Source organism: Burkholderia contaminans, assembly GCF_029633825.1.
Classification (GTDB): Bacteria; Pseudomonadota; Gammaproteobacteria; order Burkholderiales; family Burkholderiaceae; genus Burkholderia; species Burkholderia contaminans.
The window spans coordinates 3,593,950-3,614,377 of sequence record NZ_CP090640.1 but is presented as its reverse complement, the minus strand read 5'-3'; the positions used below and the strand labels follow the sequence as shown (position 1 = coordinate 3,614,377).

14 protein-coding genes are annotated in these 20,428 nt (G+C 58.1%); 12 read left to right on the top strand and 2 right to left on the bottom strand.

The annotated features are described in order from the left end of the window. Window positions 1–43: 43 nt before the first annotated feature. Window positions 44–772 carry a glycine zipper 2TM domain-containing protein gene (locus LXE91_RS16840; protein ID WP_223274353.1) on the bottom strand — a complete coding sequence of 243 codons (729 nt, stop codon included), beginning with the start codon at window positions 770–772 and terminating at the stop codon, window positions 44–46. Window positions 773–1,058: 286 nt separating this feature from the next. On the opposite strand from LXE91_RS16840, the gene LXE91_RS16835 reads away from it, so the two are divergent. The 3 genes from LXE91_RS16835 (at window position 1,059) to LXE91_RS16825 (ending at window position 3,342) form a co-directional block, all read left to right on the top strand. Then, window positions 1,059–2,246 carry a hypothetical protein gene (locus tag LXE91_RS16835; protein ID WP_076841625.1) on the top strand — a complete coding sequence of 396 codons (1,188 nt, stop codon included), beginning with the start codon at window positions 1,059–1,061 and terminating at the stop codon, window positions 2,244–2,246. 121 nt (window positions 2,247–2,367) lie between these two features. Further along, on the top strand, window positions 2,368–2,745 hold the full coding sequence (locus tag LXE91_RS16830) for a DUF3592 domain-containing protein (RefSeq protein WP_039342526.1): 378 nt from the start codon (window positions 2,368–2,370) through the stop codon (window positions 2,743–2,745). Window positions 2,746–2,823: 78 nt separating this feature from the next. Then, on the top strand, window positions 2,824–3,342 hold the full coding sequence (locus tag LXE91_RS16825; RefSeq protein WP_223274348.1) for a hypothetical protein: 519 nt from the start codon (window positions 2,824–2,826) through the stop codon (window positions 3,340–3,342). A 1-nt stretch (window position 3,343) separates the two neighbouring features. On the opposite strand, the gene tssF is transcribed toward LXE91_RS16825, so the two are convergent. After that, window positions 3,344–5,224, bottom strand: coding sequence for a type VI secretion system baseplate subunit TssF (tssF, locus tag LXE91_RS16820; RefSeq protein WP_039342530.1), 1,881 nt, complete (start codon window positions 5,222–5,224; stop codon window positions 3,344–3,346). Window positions 5,225–5,364: 140 nt separating this feature from the next. Here tssF and LXE91_RS16815 point away from each other — a divergent pair, with 140 nt between their 5' ends. The 9 genes from LXE91_RS16815 (at window position 5,365) to LXE91_RS16775 (ending at window position 20,364) form a co-directional block, all read left to right on the top strand. After that, on the top strand, window positions 5,365–7,476 hold the full coding sequence (locus LXE91_RS16815; protein WP_039342532.1) for a type VI secretion system Vgr family protein: 2,112 nt from the start codon (window positions 5,365–5,367) through the stop codon (window positions 7,474–7,476). A 5-nt stretch (window positions 7,477–7,481) separates the two neighbouring features. Beyond that, window positions 7,482–8,780 carry a DUF2169 family type VI secretion system accessory protein gene (locus LXE91_RS16810; protein WP_052760018.1) on the top strand — a complete coding sequence of 433 codons (1,299 nt, stop codon included), beginning with the start codon at window positions 7,482–7,484 and terminating at the stop codon, window positions 8,778–8,780. Further along, window positions 8,765–9,955, top strand: coding sequence for a Tle-like phospholipase domain-containing protein (locus tag LXE91_RS16805; RefSeq protein ID WP_039342535.1), 1,191 nt, complete (start codon window positions 8,765–8,767; stop codon window positions 9,953–9,955). The genes LXE91_RS16810 and LXE91_RS16805 overlap by 16 nt, the downstream gene beginning before the upstream one ends. Then, complete coding sequence (locus LXE91_RS16800) at window positions 9,948–10,904, top strand: ankyrin repeat domain-containing protein (RefSeq protein ID WP_223274347.1); 957 nt, start codon at window positions 9,948–9,950, stop codon at window positions 10,902–10,904. Before LXE91_RS16805 ends, LXE91_RS16800 begins: the two co-directional genes overlap by 8 nt. A gap of 15 nt (window positions 10,905–10,919) precedes the next feature. Continuing rightward, entirely contained in the window at window positions 10,920–11,951 is a 1,032-nt protein-coding gene (locus LXE91_RS16795) for a hypothetical protein (RefSeq protein ID WP_052760016.1), read from the top strand. A gap of 12 nt (window positions 11,952–11,963) precedes the next feature. Next, the gene (locus LXE91_RS16790) at window positions 11,964–12,971 is read left to right on the top strand and encodes a hypothetical protein (RefSeq protein WP_135370772.1); all 1,008 of its coding nucleotides are present in this window, start codon (window positions 11,964–11,966) and stop codon (window positions 12,969–12,971) included. A gap of 167 nt (window positions 12,972–13,138) precedes the next feature. Further along, a complete protein-coding gene (locus LXE91_RS16785; RefSeq protein ID WP_076841623.1) occupies window positions 13,139–13,567 on the top strand; it encodes a hypothetical protein in 429 nt (142 codons plus the stop codon). Window positions 13,568–13,931: 364 nt separating this feature from the next. After that, window positions 13,932–18,803: an AAA domain-containing protein gene (locus LXE91_RS16780; RefSeq protein WP_039342551.1), complete on the top strand. Its 4,872-nt coding sequence runs from the start codon at window positions 13,932–13,934 to the stop codon at window positions 18,801–18,803. Next, the gene (locus LXE91_RS16775; protein ID WP_039342554.1) at window positions 18,796–20,364 is read left to right on the top strand and encodes a hypothetical protein; all 1,569 of its coding nucleotides are present in this window, start codon (window positions 18,796–18,798) and stop codon (window positions 20,362–20,364) included. Before LXE91_RS16780 ends, LXE91_RS16775 begins: the two co-directional genes overlap by 8 nt. Window positions 20,365–20,428 lie beyond the last annotated feature (64 nt).

The window sequence follows — 20,428 nt, the reverse complement described above, 5'->3', positions numbered from 1 at the left end:
AGGGCTTCGACTTGCCGAGGGGAATGGGCGGCATGGGCCGGAGTCAATGAAGCGTCGCGCCGAAGGTATGGCCGCACGACAAACACCGATGGTTGTCGAATACGTTGTCGTCGAGTACCCCTCCGACAGCCGAGCCGACGATAGAGCCGGCCGCGCTGCCGAGCAGTCCGGCAATGACGGCACCGGCCAGTCCGCCGAACACTGCGCCGATCGGTCCGCCGATCGCCCCCACTGCTGCACCGGCTTCGGCACCGGACAACGCCATGGCGACACCACTGGTTGCGCCAGCGGCGCTGCCCAGCATGCTGCCAGCGCGTCGGCCGATATTGAGTGTGTCGATCCGCGTCGAGCTGCAATGCGGGCAGCCGTTGGCGTGGGTCGGAGCAGGTGTGGCGTCGGTCGCCCATTGCGGGGAATAGGAGAAGTAATCCGGGGAGGGCTGCGCGTGGTCCGCTTCAGAGAAGGAGGACGCCGCTTCGAAAACGGGGGCGTTGAAGTGGGGTGATGCGAACGACGATTGCCGATGATGGACAGGGTTCGGCGATGCTGACGTCGAGTCGCGTAGCGCGTCTTGCGCATGATCCGGATACGGAGCCTGTGCTTCCCATTCCTCGTGTTCGTCGATCGTTGTGAACGACGAGCGAGAGGGCGCGGGAGCTTTAGAAGGCGTCGGTCGCTCCTTGGTCGCGAGCCAATAGAACCCGAACGCAAACATGGCGACGAGCACGAGTGCCAAGCCGATCAGCACGGCGGTATAAAGTGAAGGGTTCACAGATTCTCCTGAGCGAATTGCACCGATGTGGGAGTGCATCGGTGGAGCAGCCGTAGCTGGCCTTGCTCGTGGAGGTGATATAGGTTTGAAAGAAACTAGATTCCTGACGTGAGAAAGCACATGTCAGAGATCGTTAAAGATCGATTGATGCGTCCGTTGGGCGTCGTGGTAGCAATTGATCAGTCGAATTTGCGGTATCGTACAAACGGTATGGGTCGTCGCCTGTGATTTTCTATGGATTACAGCGACATTGAGTAATGCAGATTCATCACGCGGAGTATCGACGTTGTCGGTTGATCAATTGAAACGATTACGCGAAGCGCTTCTACCTTACGGATTCAAGCTACTGAAATCCGAATGGCAGGGATGGAATGCTCAATATCGTTTCCGATGCCGTAACGGCCACGAGGTCAGCCGATCTGGCTCCCATCTGTACTACCACCTCGTCGCATGCCCGACTTGTCGCGATGAGGAATTGCTGCGGCATCTCGATCAACTTGCGTGGCAAGCTGGCGGGCGTTGTTTGTCCGAGCAGTATGTCGGCCGTAACGCACGCTATCAGTTTGTTTGCCGTCAGGGACACGCCTTCGAGAAGACGGCTAGCAACTTGCAGAAAGGATCGTGGTGCGTGTTGTGTGCCCGTGCGGAGCATTCGAAGCGAATGGCAGATCCGGACGGGATGAAACGCCTGCGCGTGACCGCCCGGGATCGTGGCGGGAAATGCTTGTCGACGACCTACACAAAACTTGCAGATCGTTATCGCTTCCGGTGTGCGGAAGGCCACGAATGGGAGACCGTGGGTCTCGAGGTGTTACGAGGCGCATGGTGTCGACAATGCGCGAACAAGCAAAAGTCGGAGGCGTATCGCCGTGCTGACGGTTTGCAGGTGATGCAGGCCCGAGCGTTAAGACGAGGCGGTGTGTGTCTTGCCACCGAATACGTCGGGAACGATGCCTATTACCGGTTCCGTTGTGAGCACGGTCACGAATGGGAAACGCAGGGCGCGAAGATCTTTCGGGGATCGTGGTGCCCAAGGTGCCAGAACAAGGGCAACGTCTATGGCATTGCCGATATGCACCGACTGGCGAAGGCGCGGGGCGGCCGATGTCTGTCTCGGTCCTATCAGAATGCTGAGACGAGACTTGAATGGAAGTGTGCTCACGGGCACCGCTGGCAGGCAAGGCCGGGATCAATTATCGCGGGACGGTGGTGCCGCATTTGCGGTCGTGAGTCGTTGAAGTTGAGTATCGAACTGATGCGGACGATCGCTGCTGAACGTGGTGGTCGATGTATCTCGACCGAGTACGTCAATTCCAGCACGAAGCTTGAGTGGGAATGTCGTATCGGACATCGTTGGTTTGCACCACCGAATGCGATCCGAAACGGGCACTGGTGTCGGCTATGCGCTTATCTGGAGATGACGACGAATCCGAAGACCATCCGCAAACGTCGCCATTTGCCTGTCAAGGCATGATCGAAGCGCTCGCCGGTAGGCAACGGGAGGCCCGGTCAGGGATGCTTTAGAATTTGGCTGGCTGATACGATCAGCATGATGGAGTACCCGAATAATCGTCAGGAATGTAAACGAGGGCGTCATGTTTAAGGGCATCAGTGCCATTGTGATTGGGGTGGGCCTTCTTATCGCTGCTGCAATCAGCGCGCAGTCGACTAGAGAGTTCCTTCGAACGTCGATCGTGGTGCCGGGCCTCGTTGTTAAGCTCAATGCTGGCGGATACCATCCGGAGATTCAATTCACCACCAAGACGGGGCAGCAGATTTCGTATCCACAGGGTGGGATTGTCACGAAAGTTGAGCTGGGCCAACGAGTCGAAGTGCGATACCAGGCCGATGATCCTGACGGCAGCGCAACGATGAATGTCTTTGCCGCGATCTGGGATTCGACGATTGTTTTTGCCTTCATGGGCGCGGTCGCGATCGTGTGCGGGATCATGAATCTGCCGTCACGGACATAACTAGAAGCAGAAGAGAGAGGGCGTATGTCGTATCTTCGGAAGAGCAAGTGGAAATATGACACTGGCGCAGGCGGCGGGGTGAGCGTCGACATCGTGGTAGCGACCGGTGGGAATATCGTTCTCACTGATCCCCAGGCGCATTCGCAGAGCTTCTACTATGGCGGTGTGGGTATTGGTTACGGCTGGGGCGCGAAAATCCCGAAAATCAAGTTGCCGAAGTTCACGATCCCCGAACTCAAGTTGCCGAGCTTCGGTAGCCACGACGCAAGTGCGGCTGGTTCGACGTATGATTTCCCGAGTCATGGAACCGTTTACATGACAAGTGCATTTAAGGGCAGCGAGCTTACGCGATCGGATTTACAAGGCGGAACCGTCTATCTTGATGGCTACGGCGGGGCGGTTGTCGCGCAGGGGGGGACCGTCATGCTGTTGGGCATCAATCCAGCATTGCTTGCGCTGGGCCTGACGAGCCCAGCCATGTCGATGATTCTGGGAGAGGCCATTGCGGATGCTCCGGCGCTGCTGTTCATGCACGGTCTAACGGCTGGCTTTCAGGCCGGTTTTGGTGGCGGTATTCTGGCTGGGTATCTCCACTGACCTATACCACGAGTTGCGTCCCGGGTTGGGGAGGGCACCGTAGAAGTTCTACGCCCGTTTCAGCGGACAGAACAACAAGTTGGATGTAACTGTTCGAGTGGGCATAGGGACCGAAGAACTGGTCCATGACCGCGGAAAACCGGTGCAAGCTCACGTCTCTTGTTGCCGACTCCGTCAACGACAGCAGAACCTCAACGCCCCGGACGAACGAGGGGAACTGGCCGTCGAGAGACATCCACCTGATTGCCGGTTTGCAGTTGAGGTCGACGATCGCGTCGATACAACGCTGAGCAACCACGCTGGATCGTGGGGCATGCTGACGGAGAAAGTCCTTCAAGGCAGGCAATCCGAATCGCGTCAAATCAAGCGGGTGAGGTGCCAAGGCTGACAGGACGCGCCATAGAGCCCCGTGTCCACGCGGCAGGGATGTCGGCAAAGTTGGTTTTGAAAGCAGGGTAATGGGGCACGCGAGCGCCGAGCCCTCGTACAGAAGATCGCTATCTGGCGCGCCGATCGGCAAGCGCGATGGCAGATCTCCGTTTGTTGCTAGCACGTCAACGTCGACCTGCGGATGTCGAGGATTCGCAGGATGGCCGTGTAAATTCAGCAAGGCTAGTAACGGCGTTGTCGGTGCGGCACTTGGTGCGGCCTCCGGATCTCGATCGGCGACCCAGTACACCGTGGAAGCTTCCGAGGGCTGAGTGTGGCTAAACGCTCGATACGGCAATACCTGAGTTCTGGACGTTGGGTGCGTGACAACAAGCACTTTTTCCTTCTCCGATTCCGTGCGATCGCCCAGGTAAACGCCTTCGATCGAATAGACGCTGAGGGGGACGCCGGTCGCCAACGGGATCGGGACGATGGGATAGGTCGCATCGCTGCTCGTGAGCTGGATTGGGGTTGCCGCGCGCTCGAACAGATTGACGACGGGAGTACAGAACAGCTGGAACGCACTTGTGCCCAGCGGCGCGAGGATCTGGGCAGCAACGGAATCGTTGGGCGTACCTCGCACAGCAACGTGAAGAGTTAAGCGTCGTGCCCCGGCGGCGCGTGCAGCGCGGCGGATTCGACCCAGGTCAACGTCAACGAAATCGAATTTTTCCGGATAGGCGAAATACTCGATCAGACTCCGGAAGGATCGTGAGCTGGTTGGCGCTTCGTCGGGCAATAGATGTTCGTCACCACCAAAGCCAACTGCTTCGATCGGGACTTTCGACAAACTGATCCAGCGCCCGCTGTCGTCGACTTCCACATACGCGCTCGACGCCCGAAGCAGCAATGCATCGGTAAGTGCGACGACCAATGGCCGGTCTCCGGCCAGGTGTAGGCGGATGGGCTCAGACGGGATTGTGTCGTCGAAGATCTGAGATGCTGCCTCGCTCGCAAAGCTTATCGAAATGATGCCGGTCACTTCCGCAGGGATGCGTGCCGATGCGGGGGCGAGTGTCGCCGGCGAATAGCGGGCTGAATGAATGCGCAACGGCGACAAGCTGACGTCATACAAGGTACGAAATCGACAGGGCGCTGCGTTGGCATCAAGCATCGTGCCGCGCGTGATGGTCATCGGCTCGGTCAACTGGCCAAACATGGTTGACGGATCGAACGAGGCGAGCGCACATGACGGAATGGTGCGCAAGTACTGCGGATAGGCAACTTCGAGAAGGGCCTCGGTGAATTGCGGATAGTCGTCGTCGAGTTTCGCGTCAACGCGTGCAGCTAGCAGCGCGAACGTCTGCATCATTCGATCGACGTGCAGGTCCTCCACGTGAGCGCCGGCGATACCGAGGCGGGCTGCGATCTTGGGAAAGCGCTGAGCAAATTCCGCCAGATGGCGGACCAGCATCCCGACTTCGCGTTCGTAATGTGGCAGCAGATGGTCCATTTCCTACGAATGTTCAATAATCCACAATAATCCGGCCCTGTTTTCCGGAGTCGAGATCTGGTTCAAACGGTGCTCAGCCATATTAGAATGGCTCCGCCGACAAAAAACTGCCCCTCCGCTGAGAGATTCCGAGGCTACATATGCAAATGTCAGAAATTGCGAGCTTCTTCCAGCTCCAGAGCAATCGCCTGTTTACGATTGAAACGCCATTGAAAGGTCGATCGGATTTGGTGCTCGTTGATTTCCATTGTACCGAGGGGTTATCTCAGAATTTCGAGACCCATGTTCGACTCGCGTCTCAAGACAAGAACATCGAGCTCAAGAAATTGATCGGTCAGCCGGTAACGATTACCTTGCAGTTGACCGATGCGCTCGCCAGTTCGGAAGAGCGTTATTTCCACGGATATGTTGCAGCGTTCTCGCATCTCGATACGGATGGGGGATTTGCCATCTACAGCGCGACGATTCTGCCGTGGCTCTGGATGCTGTCTCGTCGACAGGACATCCGAATCTTCCAGGAAGAGAACACCGAGGCCATCCTCTCACGTGTATTTCGAGAGTATGGCAAGCTCGCGTCGTTCGAGTTCCGTCTCTCAAAGGGAACGAAGAACCGCAGCTATTGCACGCAGTACCGAGAGACAGATCTTGCCTTTGTTGAACGGCTGATGCGAGAAGATGGCCTGTTCTACTACTTCGAGCACGCGAAGGATGGTCACAAGCTGATCATTGCGGATAATTCGGTGACGGCCAAGCCGATCGACGGCCGCAGTCCTTCGTTGCAGTACAACCAGGCGGAACCGCTCGATAGTCTGGCCGTCGTTACGTCGTTTCAGGCGCAACGTCATCTTGCGCCCAGCACGGTCGGCCTGAAGACCTTCGACTACAAGATTCCCCAGGCACGGCGATTTGTTTCAGGTGGAACGGAAGTCAATCAGGGCGAAGTGCCGTCGTACGAGATCTACGATTATCTCGGAGAACATGGCTTTGCCGATAGCGATCGCGGTGAGGAACTCACGCGCTTTCGGACGGAGGCGCTCGCCGCGCACAGCAAGACGTTCGTCGGAACCACGACCAGTCGGCGGATGATGCCGTGCCGATACTTTGAGCTGGACGACCACTACGATCATGCGAGTACCAAACAGGAGGACCGACAGTTCCTGTTGCTGACTGTCTCGCATACCGGCACGAACAACTATCAACCCGGTGAGGGAAGTTCGGCCTACTCGTGCAGCTTCACCTGTATTCGCAAAAAGATTCCCTACCGTCCGGCGTTCGAGGGCGAGCGTCCGACAATCGTTGGGCCGCAGACGGCGATTGTCGTCGGCCCGAAAGGCGAGGAGATTTATACCGATAATCTCGGCCGCGTGAAGGTCCAGTTTCATTGGGATCGCCTCGGCAAGCGCGATCAAGGCAGCTCATGCTGGGTGCGCGTGAGTCAGCCGTGGGCGGGTAGTGGGTTCGGGATGGTCCAGATTCCGCGAATTGGCGACGAAGTGGTCGTGAGTTTTCTTGACGGAAATCCGGACCGTCCTTTGGTGACATCACGCGTCTACAACTCGCAGAACATGCCGCCTTGGGAACTACCAGCCAATGCGACGCAGAGCGGGATTCTGACGCGGTCGACCAAGACCGGTAACGTCAACACCGCCAACGCAATTCGCTTCGAGGACAAGAAGGGTGCGGAGGAGGTCTGGCTGCATGCTGAGAAGGATCAGCGCATCGAGGTCGAGCACGACGAGTCGCATTGGGTCGGCAACGATCGCAGCAAGAACATCGACCATGACGAAACAGTGCACGTCGGCCATGATCGAACCGAGACGGTCGACAACAACGAGACCATTCACATTGGCGTGGATCGGACGGAAACCGTAGGCAATAACGAAACGCTGACGGTCGGCGGCAATCGGAACGAAACGATCCAAGGGATGGAAAACCTCTTGATCGCGTTGACCTCCACAGAAACGGTTGGGCTCGCAAAAGCCTTGACGGTCGGTGGTGCATATACGGTTACGGTAGCTGGTGCGATCAACACGGCGGCCGGCCTGGCGAGTGCCGAAGAGGTTGGCCTGTCGAAAACGACGATGGTGGGCAAGACCTATACGGTGACGGCTGGCGATCGCATTGAATTGCGAACCGGCAAAGCATCGATCGTTCTCGAAAGTAGTGGGCACATTACGATCAGCGGCACGGACATTGACATTCTCGGTTCGGATGCCGTGAAAGTGGACGGCAAGACCGTCGATTTGAACTGAGCACGATGACGATGGAGTTTCGTAACCTTACGCCGTTGCATGCGATGGCGTTCAACGCCGTCGACGTGCCTGGCAACGAGATTCACGTCGTTGCGCTGAAGGCCGCATACCGGCTTGAGCCGACGCAATCGCATGACTCTGCCGGAGATACGCATCGCTGCGTGCTGCTGAGTGGCGACAATGCGGTGTCATTGGCGATGGCCGACGAGTATGAAGGTGAAACAGGCACGAGCAGCGTGAAATGGGAAAGCGATCTCGCCCCCTTCAAGCCGAAGTGCGACGTTCTGGTTCGCGCGACTGCTTACGCACCGCATGGCACCCCGGCTGCTTTCTGGCCTGTTCGCGTGAGAGTCTTCGACGACGGCAATATGGTTGTCGACAAAGGGCTTCGAGTGACGGGGCCTCGCTCATTCACCAAAGGCTGGCGTGGGTGGAAGCTCGGTGACCCGCAACCTGCGACGGCAGTGCCGGTACGTTGGGAGCAGGCATACGGAGGCGCGAGTCGCGTCACGCTCGCACCTGGATCAACGGAGACCGGTGCAGAACTCCAGTTGAACGAGGTCTGTTTCACTAATCCTCTCGGACGTGGATGGGTAGAGAAGCGTTTTCTCGATCGGGCAACGCATAAATCCGTTGTGGCCTCACCTTGCGCGGCATTCGCCCTTAGACCGTTACCGAAGGTTGCCGAAATCCCGGCGCCGCAGGTCGAAGCTTGGGACATTCCGATTGCCGGTCCCGACGTCGTCGAGCATTCGGCGTCAGCGCTGGACACCAAGCAGATGAAAGAGGTCGCAGCAGGGTATGCGGCAACGCCTGTCGGTCTGGGTGTCGTCGGCCGCGCTTGGACGCCGCGTCTTCAGTTCGCCGGTACCTACGATGAGACGTGGAGAAAGACGAGGTGGCCATATCACCCCGTCGATCATGACTTTCATTACTGGAATGGTGCCCCGGCAGACCAACAGATTGCATGGCCTGCACCTGGGCCAGCCTTCGAGCTGGCAAATCTCGCGTTGCCGGATCACACGCACATGGGATTTCTGCGTGCGCGCCTTCCCGGGCATCGTGCGCTTGTGGCACTCCGCTTTGAGAGCGGAGCCATAGTGCCGCTCGAGATGAAGCTCGACACGTTGCTGATCGATACGGAAGAAATGCGCGTATTGGTGACATGGCGAGCGGTTTTTCCGTTGGAACCAGCGGTACGCGTGTGCGAGGCGCGTTTCGAACTCGATCGGCATGCACCTCTGCTGCGAATGCCGGCCCTGAAAACAGCGAGCGAACCGGAGGGCACGTGGCAGACAACGTAATGGCCCGCAAGGATGGCCAGTGGACCATCGTGTCGATGATGCCCGACGTGTGCAAAACCCCGATGGGGGGCAGCACGCCACCCGTACCTTATCCTGTCACGGCGAGTCTTGGCGATAGCCAGATGACGTCGAAGACAGTGTTTGCCAACGGGAATCCGATCGTGCGGTTCGATTCCAGTTTCGCGCCGGATACGATTGGCGACCAGGCCGGTGTGGCGCATGGCATCGAAAGCGGAACCGTTGGTGCCAAGTGCTGGCCGATCGACCATAGCAAGACTGTCCGGGTCGAAAGCAAGATGATTGTGCGGCACAGCGACCAGTTCTGGATGAACGGCAATTATGTCGGAAAGGACGCAAAGGCTGCCCGTTGGCGAGGTCGGAAGGCCCAAATCGCGGAGGCGAAGGAAAAGGTGGGTTCTTTGCCGCCAGGTGCGGAGCGCGACAAATTGCAGGCGGCTGCGAATCGCTTCGAAACGAACAATTCCGTCGTCGAGCAGGCCAAGCTGGCGCAGAACGTTTATAACCCTAAGCTTGATACACCCGAAGGCTGGAACAACGTCAGTGGCGATCCGGCGAAACTCGCGCAGTACAAACTGAAATCTGGCGATTTCTCCATTCCAGGAACGAACTTCCGTGCGCAGGTGTATGAGCCGGACAAGGACGTGTTCGGGAGCGATTTCAAGCCCCAAGTGGTATTCCAGGGCACGGACAAGACGAGCATGTCCGACTGGAAAAACAACCTCTTGCAGGGCATGAACAAAGACTCCGCGTACTACAGCCGCGCGGTATCGATCGGCAAGGCGCTTGCGAAGAGCGGAGCGGATGTCGACATCGTTGGTCACTCGTTGGGTGGTGGGATGGCGTCTGCGGCATCTCGGACGAGCGGGCTCGCTGCCACCACGTTCAATTCCGCTGGCCTTAATCCCTCGACAGTCGCTCGATATGGCGGAACACCGGTTGCCTCGGATATTCAGGCATATCGCGTCGAAGGTGAGGTCCTGACAGCAGCTCAGGAAAAGAGTCACGGGCTCATGCCAACAGCAGTGGGCGAGCCGCATATCTTGCCAGGTCAAGGTGGCTCGATCGCGAAGCACGGTATGGACAAGGTGATCGACGGAATTGAGCAGCAAAAGACAGAAGACCAGACAACGATCCTCAAGGCAATTGGTGAATGAGCCCAACCGTGCTTTCAAACAGTCGATCATCAACGCGATGACGGATACAACCAACTCTCTGCAACGACTTGTGCGTTTCGGCCAAAAGTCATTGCGCCAGCTGGCAGGCGCATCTTTCGTCGCACTGGCACTCGTTACCACTGGATGCAACATGAGCGCAAATTCTCCTGGCAAGTTCTTCGAGGGGCAGTACCTGAATGCAGCAAAGGCGATCAATGATCACGACACTGCACGGCTGAAGGAGTCGCTTACCGGCCTCAACGTCAATGCGGCGGGACGCGACGACATGACGTTGCTTTGGTACGCGATCCTGCAGAAGAACTACGACGCTATTCGCGAGCTGGTTGCGCATGGCGCTGAACCGGACAAGCAGGTCGTGGAAGGTCTTGGGAGCGCGCTCCATGTCGCGTTGACGAACGACGATCCACACGTTCTGCAGGCAATGTTGGAGGGTGGCCTGTCGCCGAACTACCAGGACGCGGACGGCACCACATTGCTTCAACGCGCGCTGGAAGGTGAGAAAGCGCCGGAGCATGTGCGTTTGCTTGTGGAGCGTGGGGCAAACGTTAATCTTCGAGACTCGATCGGCAGTGCCGCGCTGGATAAGGCCATTGATGTTTCGAAGCCCGACCTTGCCATCTATTTGGTCGAGCATGGGGCCGATGTGAATGCACATACGACCAACGGTGTGAGCGTCGCCTATTCGGTGCAATGGGAGATCGATCACCTTCAACCGAATGGCAAGTCCGCGAGCACAACCGCTGTAGCGCTTGATCAAGGCGGTAAGCCAGTTGTGACGACCCAGTCGCAGCCGAGCCAAGGCGCTACGCCGGAAGGGCATGAGTTGTTAGAAAAATTCGAACGTCTGCGTACGCTGATGATTGAGAAGGGGGCAAAATTCCCGCCCGATCCGCCGGCGAAGGTCCGAGAGCAAATGAGCCAAAAATAAGTCGCGGAGCACATCGTGAGCGATCAAGGGAACACGGTAGGCAGGCTCTACGGGCAAGCAGCCATGTCGAGTGTAGCCGCGTCGTCGGCTAATCCGCCGGTCGTGGCAGAAACTGCCGCAGAAGCGGGCTGGTTCAGTCAGGCAGTGGGCTACGTTCACACGGGGCTGGATGTCCTCGGCGCCATTCCCGAGTTTGGCGCCATCTTCGACGGCGCTAACGGTCTGATATACGCGGCTGAAGGCAACACGGCGGAGGCCGCCATTTCGGGCGGCTCGGTCATTGCGGACCTTGTCCCTGGCTTGGGCACGGCCGGCAAAGCCGTCAAGTACGGGGCGAAAGGGGTGGCAAAGCTGGGCGCCAAGGAAGCAGCAGAACAACTTGCGAAGCAAGAGGCGAAAGTACTCGCTGAGAAAGAGGCCAAGCAATTAGCGGAGCAGGAAGCCAAACAAGCTGCGGAGCAAGCTGCCAAAAAAGCCGAAAAGGAAGCTGCGGAGAAAGCGGAGAAGGAGGCCGCGTCGAATGGCGGAAAAGACGGTGGCAAGGTTAAGGGAAAGGGGCGCTGTAATCTTCGTCCCTACCATCCGGATACCTGCAAAGCGGAGGGGAAGACTGGACACCATGTCGTAGCAGACCGCGCTTTTCGTTTGCCTGGTACGCGTAGAGGATCTGGTCGTCGTCAGATTCCTGGCGGCATTTCAGAAGGCGACGGCTTGGTGATCTGCTTAGAAGGTAAGGACCGCTCACCGACAAGTGAGCACGGCAAGGTGCATGCATTGTACGATGCTGCGGAGTTGGCGTTGGGCTTGAAGGGTAGTCCGCCTGGCACGACTGAACTCTGGAAATTAGAGGCGGCAGGAGCAGCGTCGGTCGGCGCAATCACCAAATGTAACCCCGCCTTAATCATGGCCGAGCTTCGAGCGTACCATCAGTCGAAGGGCATGGGACCTAACTTCAAGGTTCGCGCTGATCCTACGGGTGGATTAACCAAGGGCATGGAATTGAAGGATTTTGCCGAGCAGATGAAGACTGGTGCAGGGGACTTCTGAGGAACATTTTCTATGGCAAAGCAAAAAACGAAGCTGACGTTCGGTACTGGTTGTGCGATCAACCGAGATATGTTTTACCTGTCTAGCACTTTGGATGAATTGGAGTCTACGGAAGACACTCCTGTTTCGCGAATGGTGTTCTATCAGGGGCAAACGGCTGACAAGTGGTTTTACCATGATCTTCCGGCGTGGCGAGTTGTGTCTGCCTGCTACCCCGAACCCGCTCCCAATAGCGTTCGAAAAATTTACGCACTGAGTGAGCAGGGCGACGTTGAATGTTACAGTCGTGAGGGCTCAGTCATCGAGAAAATCATCGATGCTGGTCTCGGGGCGGCGTCGGCCAACTACGGATACGTTACTCGTATTCGAGAAATTGGCGGCCACCTTTATGTTTGTGGATATGGTGGTCAGGTCTATAAGCGCGACACAGCTGACTGGACACATGTTGATGCTCAGCTCCTCCAGAAAAAAGTTGACCTTGGTAGCATTGAAGATCCAAACGAGCTACTTGCGGCACTGACTAAATCTGCCGACGAAACGATCGGTCTCATCGACATTAACGGCCTTGATGAAAATTCAATCTATGTCGTCGGTAATGATGGATACATGGCATTTTTCGATGGGACGAGCTGGATAAAATTGCCAAAAGCAACAGCGGCTCACCTCAATTGCGTCCTGCCAGTCTCGGCTGACAGTGTCTGGGTCGCCGGAAGCAAAGGGACCTTGCTAAAAGGTAACTTTCAGGCTGGTTTTAGTGCTGTGGCGCGCAAGAGCCTCAGTACCGACTTTTATTCGATGGCGTTGTTCAACGATCGACTCTTCATCGGTGCCGGCGACGGGATCTATGAGCTCGACGAAAATGGTCCGCAAAGGTTGATGGTTAGCGACAAGTTCTCCTTGGACGGCGTTGCAACCGTGGAAGCGAAGGACGGTGTTTTATGGGTGCTAGCGTCTCGTAGGCTTGCCAAATACGACGGAGCACAGTGGGAGGTATTCGAGAATCCGCACAATCTCCCGTGACGTGTTAAAGAGATTGTCTGTCGTTTTGATCTGATCGCGAAATCCGGGACTGTGGATGATGCGGAGTGACAAGCGACTACATGGTTTGCGGACGCTTGTAATAGGAAGAGACGTCGGTGGGAAAAGATGTGAGGCGGCGAGGCGGCCGCTCAGCGTTGACGAAAGGGATGTTGTTGCCACTGTCGACAGAAAAGGTGCGAGCGTTGTCGCTGGAGAACCACTTAGCTTTGGCAGTGGTGCGATCTGGAAATGGGAATTGTAACCAAGTCGTCTGTCTGCTGCGCATTGTGTACTTGGCGTTCTATATGCGCAATGAGACAGATTCGGGCTCGGATCTCGACTTATATCGTCGAGCGGAAGCTGTACTAGACACCTGTATCGCACGTGCCGAGCGTGGCGAAGTGTGGACGCTTCTCGAAGACGAACTGGCTGATGTGGAGCGCGTGTTGGTCGTGCATGACGAACAACTGGCTGCGATTCCAAGACACCGCTATCTGGTGGCTTGGGATCGGCTGCAACGCTTCGTGACCGGGGGCGGGCAATCGCCGATTCCTGTAGAGAGCGGGCGTGGTGATTCCATACACTGCCCCTCATGACTCAGTTTTCACATCACAACCAATCCATGGTCATGATCAACCATTACAGATCTCCGTAGGCCCTGTCGTCCGAGTCACTGGATTGTGGTAATCCGGTCAGGCGGAGCAGGCGTGCTGGGCCCACGCTTCCATAAGCGGTCATCGTAGCTCCATTAGATCAGTACGGTGACCACAATGGCCTCGCCTCTTCACGAGCCCTGCTGTCAGTCTCCCGCCCGCGCGGATTCACAGAATGCGACCTGGCTGGATTGGCTGCCCGGTGACCACCTATGCTTTCCCGTGAGTCGGGTGCCACAATTCGAGATTCGGCGATCCGTCCAACGTAGACGGCTTGCCAATAAATCAGACTCTGGAGGTCTCAACAGTGCGAATCAACTATCTCAGCCCACGGGGTGTTCTGGAGGTTGAGCATGCCGCCTTGCGCGAGCTCGAAGCAAAATTGCCTCGCGACTGGGGTGCCTATGCAGCATTTCGGCTGGTTATCCGTGGCTCCAAACAGCCACTGGACATCGACCTGCTGCTGTTGACGAACAATCGAATCTTGGTGGTCGAACTGAAGAACTGGTCCGGCGACATTGAGTATTCGTCAGGTCAGTGGTTTCATCGCGGTGACCCTATGCCGTCGCCGGTAAATACTACGGACAACAAGGCTCGCGCTTTAAGGAAGTTCGTTCAAGAAAAGAACTCGTCCCTCAAGCTGCCCTTCGTCGAGTCGCTCGTAGTCCTGTGCCATCCCAAGTGCCGGTTGATCAACTTTCCGGACGAACAGCGCCGCTTCATTGCGACGCTCCCGGATTTCGTGTATGCCGCGTCCGACGCAACACGCTACGCGAAACGCTTCCCTGACATTCCGCCGACGTGGAGCTATCGGTCCGCAGACCCCCTGCCTCAACGCCAGCGGTACAACGCCATTTTTTCCGCGTCCAACCCGGCTGTGCTCAAACGCCGCACCGTTTTGCATGGCTTTGAACAGATCGAGGACCAAGCGGACTACATCCATCCGCGCAAGATCTGGTCGGAGTTTCTAGCCGAGCACCAAGAGAGTCGAAGCTCAAAGGCGCTGCTGCGAAAGTGGAACTTCGAAGAGCTCGCCACTGGCGGCACCTCAACCGTCGAGCGTCAGACTATCGGTCTTCGCGAGCTGCGGCTAAATGAAACGCTGCGCGTCCAAGCGCCTGAATTGCATGAGGACCTACTTGAGCCTATTGGCTCAGCGACGGCGGACGACATCACCACCAACTTCGTCGAGGCGTACCGTCTTCCTACCGGCATCGAACGCCTCTCCGAGCACCTAGCCCGCAACAGCGCCATGAGTGAGCAAGACCGGCGCTCGTTGGCAAAAAGCATCCTAGCTCGCTTCTCGAAGCTGCACGCGCTGGGGATTGCTCACCGCGACATCACCAAACGCACGCTGTGGGTGCTCGAACCGTCCCGCGTGATCCTGTCCACGTTTGCTGCCGCGCGCGTCCCCCAAACCCAGACCGTCGGTGTCCATCGCGTCGAACTGGAGACCGGGTCCATCGAACTACCAGAAGATGAAGGCGTTGCCGCGCATGTTCGCTCGGGCGATCCGTTCGCCCGCGACGTCTTCTTGCTGGGCGTCCTGATTTACGAGATGCTAGAAGGTCGCGAGCTGGAGCGTATTAATGCCGTGCCCGTCTACAACGACACCGTTACGCTCAACTTCCCAGCGCTGACGCCTTGGTACGCCAAGGCCATGGAACTTGACCCAGAAGCGCGCTATCGGAACGCTTCCGATGCGCTCGATGCGTTGAACGCCTGTCTGGCCGTCGATGCGGGGCCGGACGTCTGCGCTGAAGACTTCCAGGGCTACGAGACCGAGGCTGGCCCGATGACCCTCATGCCCAAGCGCGTGATTTCGCCTGGCTCCGCCAAGATGGTCTACGAATCTGAGAAGAGCGGTGACCGCGTACTGGTGAAGTGCTGGCCGCAGCTTAAGTATGACCCGAAGTATCTGGCGCGCAACCTGCGGCTGCTCTCCTTCCTACAGCAAGCACGATCGCTGCGACAATCTGGCTTCGACGCCACCCCCGAGGTGATGGACTTTGGCCTGAACACGTTCGGGCTGGTGCTGGTCACGCGATGGACGGAAGGCCAAACGCTCACCGAGTGGTTGGCGACCGGCCCAGAGGGAAGGCAACGTGCGCTCGTGGCGCATGCCCTGCTCAATGCAGTGCGACGCCTCCACATCTTGGGGCTGTCCCACGGTGACGTGAAAGCAGACAACATCGTCGTACCGCCGACCACGGGGGACGAAACGCCTCGGGTCGTGTTAGTGGACATACCAGACCTGAGCGCCGATGGCGACGAAGGGATCACGGTCGGCACGGTGCCGCCGACACTGGAGAGCGCATCCCCACTGCATCGCGACGCGTTTGCCGTCTGCATGCTCGTCCTGACGCTGTTGCCTGAAGACTTCGCGGCAACACGAAGCGACGTGGCTCGGGCCGTTGAATTGGTGGACGCGCTGCCGCCGCTGGACCTACTAGCCGAGACGCTGCAGGACGAGCTGCACCCGAAACCGTGCTTGGTCCCGACGCTCAAGATCACCCTCAAGCGCCGCGGCCGTGGTGGTCCTCCGTCACTGGACCTAATCTCCAACAATGGCGAGTACTCGGTGCGCGCGACAAGACATGCGGAGACCGGACACCTGCGATTCAACGTGGTCGGAACGCGGCAAGACCTTTACATCAAGTACGACCCAGAAGAAGACGTCGTACTCGACGCCGCAGTGAAGGCGATCGACCACATCGATTTTGTCAGCGCCCACCGGCGCAAGACATTCTCGCTAAATGCAGAGATACACGTCACCTTTGCAGAGGAGGCAGACGTCACGGCACTGGCCGGCCTGCTGTATCAGCACTACGTCGCGAACGCCCCGGATGAACCGGAAGGCGACGAGACGGTCGCCGTAGGACTTGGTGCCGACCCCTATGCTCGCCAGTCCGAGAGCGCGCCCCTGCAGCGGGTGTCTGCCACGGCACTTTGGAGCGCGCTGTCCGACACCGATGAGATGAACGTCACGAAGATCACCGTGCGGAATGGCGCGAAGCAATCACCGCCACAAAGCGATGAGTGGATCATCTACTTCGATCGCGAGGGCGGTGTGCTCGACTTTTCGGAGGGTGAGGGAATCGAGCTGCTGGAGCGCGGGGTGGACGCCATGGACGGCAGTGACCGTTGGTACACCGTTGGATGGGTATCACCCGACATCGGGCGTAACGTGATGCGGGTGCGTGCCAAGAGTATGCGATTCTCACCGAAGACAGGTGACGTCCTGCACGTGCGCGGCACCTTTGAAAAGGTGGCGTCCGAACGGCGGGTCGCGGCGATGAAGCGGGTGCTCGCGGGCGGTGGCCTCATCCCCTCACTGGTCGACTATTTCGATCCGAATACCGAACGGATGCCGAATCACGACGTCGCAATCGATCTGGGCGACCTCGGCAGCTACGACCTGAACGACTCCCAGGAAGAGGCGCTTCGGACCGCTTTGTCCTACGGCCCAATCTCGCTACTGCAGGGGCCGCCCGGGACGGGGAAAACCAAGTTCATCGCATCGTTCGTCCACCTGCTGCTGTCGCGAGGACTTGCTCACAATATCCTGCTTGTCAGCCAATCGCATGAAGCTGTGAACAACGCGATGGACAAGGTGGCCGGTTCGCTTCGGGCGTCGAGCATGGATGTGTCTATGGTACGCGTCGGCTTGCAATCAATGGTGTCGCCTGGACTCCGTGGCGTCCAGGAGGATTCGTTGCGCCAGCGCTACCGTGAGAGTTTTGACGCGGAGATCAAGGATCGAGTGCGAATGGTCGGCGTCGCCATGGGCCTTCCAGAGGGCTACGTGCGTGCCGCGACGGAGCTTCATACCACGCTGGGCCCGTTACTTCAAAGCATCGACCGCCTCACACGCGCAATCGACGAGGCAGATGGCGAGGATGCCTCGGCCGAGGAGCATCTGCGCCGGCTCAGCCAGGTGTTTGTCGAAGTCGCGGGGCGCCAGTTCGGCATTGATGCATCTGTTGACGGTGATGCGGCCAGCCTCCGCGATCTTCTGGATGACAAACTAGAGGCGCTGGCTCATCTGCACGGCTCGCCGAGTCCGGCTAAGTGTGCTCGGCTGGAGCAGATCGCTCGCCTCTCCACGGAGTTCTCCCAGGTGCTGCGCAGCCCGCGCTCCAACTACACCGCTTTCCTCGCGCGCAGCTCCAGCGTTGTGGCGGGAACCTGCGTAGGCGTGGGCAAGCAGGCGCTGGGCATCACAGAGGTTCCCTACGACTGGGTCATCGTGGACGAAGCTGCACGCGCATCGCCGATGGAGCTTGTTGTTGCTATGCAGGCGGGCAAGCGCGTGCTGCTCGTAGGTGATCATTTACAGTTGCCGCCGTCTTACCCCCGAGCTGTCGAAGATCGAGCGTCGGCCTTGCTCGGAATGCCGCGTAAGGACTTCCGACGGATAAACAACTTCCAGCGCGCGTTCTCTTCGAATTACGGCCAGTCGGTCGGACGAACATTGCGTGTGCAGTACCGAATGGCAGAGCATATCAGCCAGCTCGTATCGCACTGCTTCTACGCAGACGCACTCGAGGTTGGACGCGCACCACCGGGCCAAGAGTACGAGAAGCTGCCATCGTTTCTCGCCTCGCAGGTCGTGTGGGTCGACACCCAAGACCAAGGACGCGAGGCGTTTCACCGCTCGGCCGGCACCCACGAAGGTGCGCTCGTGAACAACCAAGAGGCCTTGGCCGTCGTGGAAGTGGTTCGGGCCATTCTGACGTCGCCGGGGTTCTTAGAGCAGGTCCAGTTGGAAGATGGCGACGATGAACCGATCATCGGTATTATCGCCATGTACTCCGATCAGCGCGACCTGATCCGGAAGAAGCTCGAGCAGGCCGAATGGGCCTCCGGGCTTCGTGACCGCTTCACCGTGGGCACAGTGGACAGCTATCAGGGCAAGGAAAACCGCATCATCGTACTCTCGGTGGTGCGCAACGACACCAGCGAGCACGTCGGCTTCTTGAGTGATCCAGAGCGAATCAACGTAGCCATGTCCCGATCGAAGGACAGGCTGGTGATCGTCAGCTCGTCTGCCATGTGGCGGTCTCGGACGGCCACGCCGATGAAACGGGTGCTCGACGAAGTCGAGCGCCTTGCGGAGCAACAACTGGCCAAGTTCGTGCCATCCAAAGAACTGAAGCGGAGCTTGTCCAATGCGTGAGCGCTTTAACACCGTCGCGGTGGCGATCCCGGCGCAGCTGTTCAACGTGCGCTGCCATGTCTCCATCGACCGTCAAGTTCCTGTCATGACGGACTTTGCGGTGCGCTTGCTGCACCTGAGCGGTCCTCTAGAGGTCGGCGCACTTCGGGAGTACTTTGGCCTGTCTGCAAGCGAATTGAGGGATCTGCTTGAACTCCTGAGGGAGGAAGGTCTCGTCGGCGAGGCGAACGGTCGTATCTCGCTGACTTCGTATGCCGAGTCACGCTTCACGGCGTCATCAGACGGACTGCCGCGCTTCACGAAGATCGCTGAGCGGCAAAGCCGCCCCGTTTTCGAGTTGTTGAGCTATACGCCACTGCCCAAGGCACTGTCGGGGAGCTACTGGGACAACGCTCTAGAACTGAAGTGGAGCGCGGACGATTCCGCTGCGGGCAATACCATTGATCGTGCAGAAGCAGCGTTTCACAAACACTTCCTCGACATTGAACGCTTTGAACTGGAAGATGAAAACCGGCGTGCTTACGCTTGTTATAAGGTGGACGAGATCCGCGCCGGGCGCCCGTTCAGTGTTCCGCTTCCGGTGCACTTCGAAGTGGACGTCGAGGGTAACGTCGAATTCGAAATCGACGCGCAGCTCGAACTCTTGCCCGAGTCGCTGCGCTCTCTGGTGCGGACCCTTACCGCCGACCGGATCGCAACGCTCTCGACCCACACCGACCACCTGCGCACCTTTATCGAACGCTTCGACGATGAGCTGCTCGCTCGCTATATGCTGGCGCAATCGGCCGTTGAGGAGAAGACTGCATTTGTTAATCGCGATGGACGGATCGGGCTGCGCAAGGACCCCGCAATTGACTTTGGACGATACATCCACGAAGTGCATGGACAGGCAAACGGCGAGGTGTACGACTCCAGCAAGAGCCAAGCGGTCCTTGGTGCCCTCTACATGCCCAAGTGCCGGTCTCGTCTTTTAATCGGACTGTCCAAGGCGCTCGCTGTAACAAAGAGGTCGGCTAACGAAGAATTGCCGACGGCTATCTTCTGGGTGATTCCAGACTCCGAATTATGGGGGCGCACGAGCTTGGTCCTAGACCTAGTCAACGGCATCCGAGGCGCCCTCAAGGAGGGTTTGGGTTCACCGTTGGAGGTCGTCGCCATTGCCCCCTGCCACCAGAACGAGAACAGGGATCGCCTCGTTAAGCGCGCACGCCATCTGCTTGACGCAGGTTTCAACCGCGTGTTCCTGAGTCCATACCAACCGAAGCAAGAGTGCTTCGAGGTCTTGCTCATCCCTGGCATCTACGGCGCAGCAACGTACCAATGGGCGGTGCCGGGTGCCGACAGGTATAACGTGCCATTAGGATTTGTGACCCAATCCGGTCCAAAGCTGCAGAAGATGGCCGGATTTGCTCGGGCAGCCCTGGCGTCGTCGCTCCACGGCTCAGGTTGGGGGAGCGGCAGCAGGACCGAGGAGCGCAAGTTTTGGTTCAGCGATGCGGTTGTGAGTGATTTCTCTTTCCTTGACCGCTATGTTGATGCGACACGAGCCCCTACTGACTGACTCGCCGGCTGGCCGGGCTGCACCGCAGCGAAGTATTTTGTCCCGTGGAGGAGGCATTACCTCT